The sequence below is a fragment of the Runella limosa DSM 17973 genome (assembly GCF_000482465.1).
GTDB classification, from domain to species: domain Bacteria; phylum Bacteroidota; class Bacteroidia; order Cytophagales; family Spirosomataceae; genus Runella; species Runella limosa.
Map to the genome: position 1 here is coordinate 87196 of NZ_KI519423.1, position 6643 is coordinate 93838.

The 6643-nt window shown below is 49.8% G+C and carries 1 protein-coding gene; it reads right to left on the bottom strand.

Translation table 11 applies throughout. The features are described from left to right. Positions 1 to 142: 142 nt before the first annotated feature. Positions 143 to 6643: HYR-like domain-containing protein (locus K339_RS38030; protein WP_028525237.1), on the bottom strand; the 6501-nt coding region annotated here is incomplete at its 5' end.

Genomic DNA, 6643 nt, shown 5'->3' on the forward strand with positions numbered 1-6643 from the left:
GGTAGTAAGAGTCTATTTTATAAGTTAAAAATTCTCATTAATTGGCTCGTAGCCGATTTAAACTCATAAATCACACAGTCATAAAAAAGTCCTGAAGTATTACGCTCACAGGACTTTTAGGATATTAATATATACTCTTGTTTTACTCCAATTTCACCACTTTCAAAGTCGTTTGTCTGTCTGGCGTCGTCACCCGCAAGAAATACATTCCCGTCGGTAACTCACCGACTTCAAACTCCTCTTGGTGACTGTTGGTTTCGGGCACAAATTGGCGATTCAAAACCTCACGCCCCGACGCATCGGTTAACGTAGTTTGCACAACTTGCTCTTTGCTGTTTTGTAATTGGAGGCGGAGGGTGTTGGTGACGGGGTTGGGGAGGATTGTGGCGAAAGACCCGTTATCAGCAGGTTTTAGATCCCTCGCATCGGCGAACCGTCGGGATGACAAATCGCTGATAGCTTCCCTCGCTGCTCCCACGCCTACGCCATTTTTCGATTGGATGCGGAACCAGTATTCTTGGTACGCCAACACGTTGCCCTGCGGTTTACGCGTTGAAGGATAAATACTACCCCAACCTTTTTGATCCCAATACCTTACCCCCAACTTGTACAAACCCTTGGGCAAACCTGCATCGTAGGCATTACCGCCTGCACCGTTGTCTTGGTAGAAACCATAGGCAGGATGATTCTGCGCGTACAATTCCGTCCAGCCTTCGCGGTTGGCGTACATAAAGTAGGGTGCATTATTTTCGTGGGTGTTGAAAGAGCGAATTACGCCCATTTCGGGTGTTGCTAACATGTCAAAAGTTAATGAACCATCCGTGCTCAAGCCACAAGCTTCCACGTTGATTGTCCAGTAGCGAGGGGCTGTTTTGTTGGCGTTTTCTACATAATACAGCGTAGGATTTTGCTGCGTACTTTGCGCCAATTCGGGACCACCGTCACGCGTGATGAACTGGCTCGACCACGCTGCGCGGTCGTTTACCTTCACCGAAGATTTGCTTTCTCCCACATTAATCAATGTCACCACGAAAGCATTCCAATAAATATCCTTGCGAGTGCTTTCGGCACTTTGACAACCACCCGCAAAAATACACTTCGCCCAGTAGGTCTGCTTAGTTACGTTGTTAAACGAGACTTCAAAACTAGGCGTGGTCACGCCCGTATTCCAGAACGTCTGACTACCCGCAGGGCAATTCGCCGAAATTGTTACACTCGTCCCTGTGCATACTATCTCTTGACTCGCCATAATTGCTGGAGCGACTTGCGTTGACGTTAGCGTAAACGTCACCACGTTACTCTTTTCACTTACACAACCATTTTCAGTTTGGCAACGGGCATAATACGAGGTCGTCTGGCTTGGAACGGTTGATGGCAAATTGGGCAAGGCTACGTTCGTAGTGGCATTGTACCAAACCGTTCGCAGAGTACCGCAAGATGATTGCCCACTAAAACTTGCTGTCGCATCACAACTGCTCGTTGATGACAACGAAACCGTCGGAGCCGTTGGAATAGTTACTAATTTCAAACGCATCACGCCCGATTCAGATTCCACACACGACGGCGTTCCGTCTGATTTGCGGCAACGCACGCGGTAATTGTGATACTGATTATCCACCAAACCCGTGGGCACGCCTGATGAATATTCACCACCATCGACCGAGTAAAGTGTCACTTCCCCCGCCGCGCAATTAGCATTAAATGTCAGCGGAATCGTAACCAAACTACACACTTCTTTGCTCTCGCCCACCAATACTGTCACGCCATCGACTAACAGCGACACGTTTTGTGGGACAGTGGCGCGGTTATTTATCGTCAACTCAATTACTCCCGAATACGTCGAAGTACAACTCGCATCACAAGCCGCTTGGTAGCGGTGGGGTTGGTTATTGGATAATTGGTTGACTGGTGGATTGGTTGTCCAGGCGCTCCAAGCACCGCTACCCACTTGCACGCGCCAGACGGGATTTCCCGCCACACACAAACCCGAAACATTAAACTGCAAACTGTTAACAGGATTCGCATCTGTATCACACAAAACAGGATTATTGCCTTCAACTAGCGTTTGTTGGAGGGTTGACAACGTAATCGTGGGTTTACCTTGCACCGTCACCGTGAACGAACAAGTGCTACTTTGGCCATTGGTAGCGGTCACTTTATACGTATTCGTCGTTATTCCGACGGGATAAAGACTGCTGGTCGGTAAGCCCGCTATCTGGGTTGTGACTGCGCCAAGACAATTATCGGTGCCTACTGGAGGAGCGAATGTAATCGTCTGACCCTCACAAGCTGTAATATTGGCAGGACAAGTAATCGAGGGCGCTATGTTGTCAAGAATTGTATAAACATAACTCCAACTCACCGTGTTCCCTTCACAATCAGTAAACGTATAGGTATAAGTTCGCGTACCTTCACACACTAACGGATTGGGGCTGTTGGTTATGACGGGAGCACTTGGAGTCAGCGTTTCTCCGCACTGACTCAACACCGTGGGTGGCGTTGGGGCTACCGCCAAACTAGCATCATACACCGTCGCTGAACCATTCGGTGTATTCACCGTAAAGCCCTCCCGCTCAATTGTATATACGAAACTCCAGCTCGCCGTTCGCGTGCCACACTGATACGTATAGGTGTAGGTACGCGTGCCTTCACACGTCAACGGGTCTGGGCTATTGGTAATGGTTGGGCTAGATGGGGTTATGGCGGCACCACTGCAATCATTCACTACGGGTGGCACGGGCAACGTCGCTAAAGCAGGACAGGAAACCACCGCCAAGCCATTGGATGGCACAACCAACATAGGCACTGTCCCTGGCACTGTCGTTACTGACGACTCTGGGCTAGTTTGACTAGCGTTGCTATTGCACACACAACGCGTTTTAATCGTTTGGGCGGGACCTGTTTGCACATACGTTGGCAACGTCGTACTCCAATCCCCGCCATTTAACTGGTATTGGAGGGTTGAACCAACAGAGCAGCTCGTACTTGGCACTGCAATGCTACCGCCTCCGATCACACATCCTGTTTGGCAAACACTATTGGTCACTTGTACCGCTGGCGCAGCCGACGTCAACACGGGACAGGCAGGACAAACCCCTGGAACTGTCGTTACCGTACTCGTCGGACTAGATGTGTTCGCGTTGGCATCACACGTACAGCGCGTCAGTATCGTTTGAGATGGGCCTTCTTGAACATACGTTGGCAAAATTTTACTCCAATTACCGCCATTATCAGTTGAATAATAAAGCGTTGAACCTGATGGACAACTGCTACTTGGCGCGCTAATACTACCACCCGAAGCCGTGCCGCCAAACGTCGTACAAACGCTGTTGGTCACCTGTACCACTGGCGCGGCTGCCGTCAAATCGGGACAAGCTGGGCATGTACCTGGAACCGTCGTCATGGTACTCGTTGGACTTGATTTGCTCGCATCGGCAGTACAGTTACAGCGCGTCAGTATCGTCTGCCCAGACCCTGTTTGTTCGTAAGTCGGTAAAGTTATGCTCCAATTACCGCCGTTGTCAGTTGAATATTGTAATGTCGAACCTGCGGGGCAACTGCTGCTTGGCGCGCTGATAACTCCCCCCGAAGCCGTTCCCCCAAAAGTCGTACAAACACTGTTTGTCACTTGTACCGCTGGTGCTGCCGACGTCAAATCGGGACAAGCCGGGCATGTACCCGGGACGGTCGTCACGGTGCTCGTCGGGCCAAAAGTAGATGGATTGGCATCACATGTACAACGAGTCAATATCGTTTGCGCGGGGCCTTCTTGCACATAGATTGGCAAGGTGGTTGACCAATTATCGCCGTTATTAGTCGAATAGTATAAGCTCGAACCTGCGGGACAGCTACCGCTCGGGGCGCTGATGACCCCGCCCGATGGCGTACTGCCAAAAGTTGTACATACGCTGTTGGTCACTTGGGCAGCGGGAGCTACGGCGTCAAACGTACCTTGATACTCATACGCCCCCATGTCCACCGTACCATTATTGAAAAAACGAGGATTGGTATCCAAGTCCAAATTACCTACCAATGCCGAGGTGGTAGCGGGGTCTCCTGCATTGATGGCAGGGGAGCAGGCTTGTAGGCGTGAATCCGTTGACGACACAAATAAAGGATCAACATTGACCAAATCACCATTAATACCGTTGCTAAAACCACTGCTTCCATCACTATCCAAGTTATTGCCCTGTGATTGAATAGTACCGAAATAAACAGGGTTAGTAGGCTGGTTGCCTCTTAAAAAATTCCCTCCTGGATTATTGGCAACGATGGTATTCTTTAAAGTAAATGTAGCCGTTTTTCCGCTCTGATCTACGTAAGTCCAAATAGCCCCAAAACCATTTACTGACTTGTTGTTGGCTACAGTACAGTTAATGAGAGTAGCTTGTGAATTTGTAGCATTGTACGTCATTAAAGAAATTCCACCTTGAGAAGACTGGCTTTCATTACCACTAATGACGCAATTGGTTAGGATAGCGCTTGATACATCTTGGAGATTGATACCGGCGCTTTGAAAAATAGTCCTATTATTCCTGATTTCACAATTGTTCATTATCAATTCGCGATTCGCTTGAGCTACCCCCCCCCCATTCGCTGCCGTATTATTATTAATTTGAGATGATAAAATAGTAAGAACCCCAAAACTATTTATTCCACCCCCAAAGCTTATAGCACTATTTTCAGTCACTTGGCAGCTAGACATTGTTAATGAGGCAGTGCTTGTCACATTAATTCCACCACCACTCCCCGTTTTCGCTCTGTTTCCAGTGTATTGACAATGATTGACAGCTATGCTGGATGACGATATATTAAAGCCGCCACCCAAACCGCTGCTGTTCAAGTTAAAACTGCAATTGTCTATGGTAATATTCGAGCTATTGAAATATGCCCCTCCCCCCGAGTTAGAAGCATTATTATAAATAAATTTACAGTTGACAACCGTGGGTGAGGCGTTATTATTATACATCCCACCCCCGTTGTTATTAAGCCCACTAATTGCACTGGCATTCCCCCCCGAAACGGTAAACCCGTCGAGAATGGCGCTGTTGGAGAGTCCGTTGTTATCATTATAAATAACATGATACGAATTACCATCGTTGCCTGTAATACTTAATGTACTTCCGCTGCCTGTTACTACATCGGGAGTACCATCAATGTCTCCACTCAAAATTGTCTCATTTGCTACCCAGTTGCGCTGCGAAAGCTGCGTCTCTGTGCCGTTGAACCCGCCGTAAATCGCCACGCCGTCTTTCATTACAAAAGTTCTGGTACGAGCATCGGTTGGAGCCATGTTGCCCGAAGCATCGGCTGTAGGTTTATACGTACCTGCCGCTACCCAGATTTGTGCACCTGAACAAACAGCGGAGAGGGCATCTTGTAATGAAGTAAAGGCATCTGTCCAAGTAGTGCCGTTGTTGGCTCCCGTGGCGTTGGCTTTCACATAAATCGTGCCCGTTAATTTAGGACTTATCGTATAAGTACGGTCAATGTATAGGTCAGGATTGTATTTGAGTCGAATCCGAACGGTATAAGTGCCGAGGGTTGTCCCGGTACCGGCAGTTAGATTGAGCGGGTCGGCCGTTACGTCGGCAAAGGTGGGGTTGCCCGAAAAACTACCGCCCGATACGATGGCATATTCCACCCCGCCGGAGGTATTGCCGGTGAGGTCGCCGGTGAGGTCAATACTCACACTGCCTTGGTTGGGTGTGGCGCAAGTAGGCTGCGAGGCCGTGGCTGTCGCCGAAAGCGAAGCAGTACCGAGGTATTCAATGATGACTTGACCTCCCGCATTGTTGGCCCCTTCAGTATTGTTTTGGTTGCTGCCAAGATTATACGATGCTCCGCCACTGCTTGGAGTAATGGCCGTTCCTCCTGTCTGACCACCGCCGCCGCCGGCGTGAAGGCCAGTGCCCCCGCCACCACCGCCATACCCACCACCGCCATTTCCGGAAGCTGATCCGCCAAGCGCATTAAAGCCGGCACCACCGCCCATTACCCCACCAAACCCACTACCGTTAAGGCCGCCGCCGCCGCCGCCGCCAGTAACAAGCCAATTCCCACCCTGCCCATTACCTTTAGTTATAAGACCGAAGCCTCCTCCAGAATTGCCTCCGCCTCCGCCTGCAATAATAAGTGGCAAGCCACCTTGAATACGTGTACCAGAACCTCCTCCTCCGCCACCTCTATTACCGTCTCCTCCAGAAGCACCGGCAACCGATTCCAGTACCTGACCAGGCGATACAATGAACTCTCCAATCATTACTGCTCCTGCACCGCCATTATTGCCTCCTTTCGCTCCTTTAGCGGTAATCCTTACTTTATACAGCCCATATATCCCACACCCCCTCCAATATCCCACAGTACCCGTTCGGTTGTGGATAAGGGTCGAAATAGTAAGTTCTGTACTCGTAGCACAGACAGAACAGACATCATACGCAGATCGGTACTCATATGCCCCCATGTCTGCATTGTTTACCCCCGTAGCGTTGAAAGGGCGGGCATTGCCCTCAAAATCGGCGGTCGGGGCGTTGGTATTGGTTACCGCATCTATTGCCGGTGAACATTGCTGCAAGCGAAAATCTCCCCCTCCGGCATCGACAAAACGGGGGTCGGTGTTTAGGTTGCCTGTACCCAAAAAGCC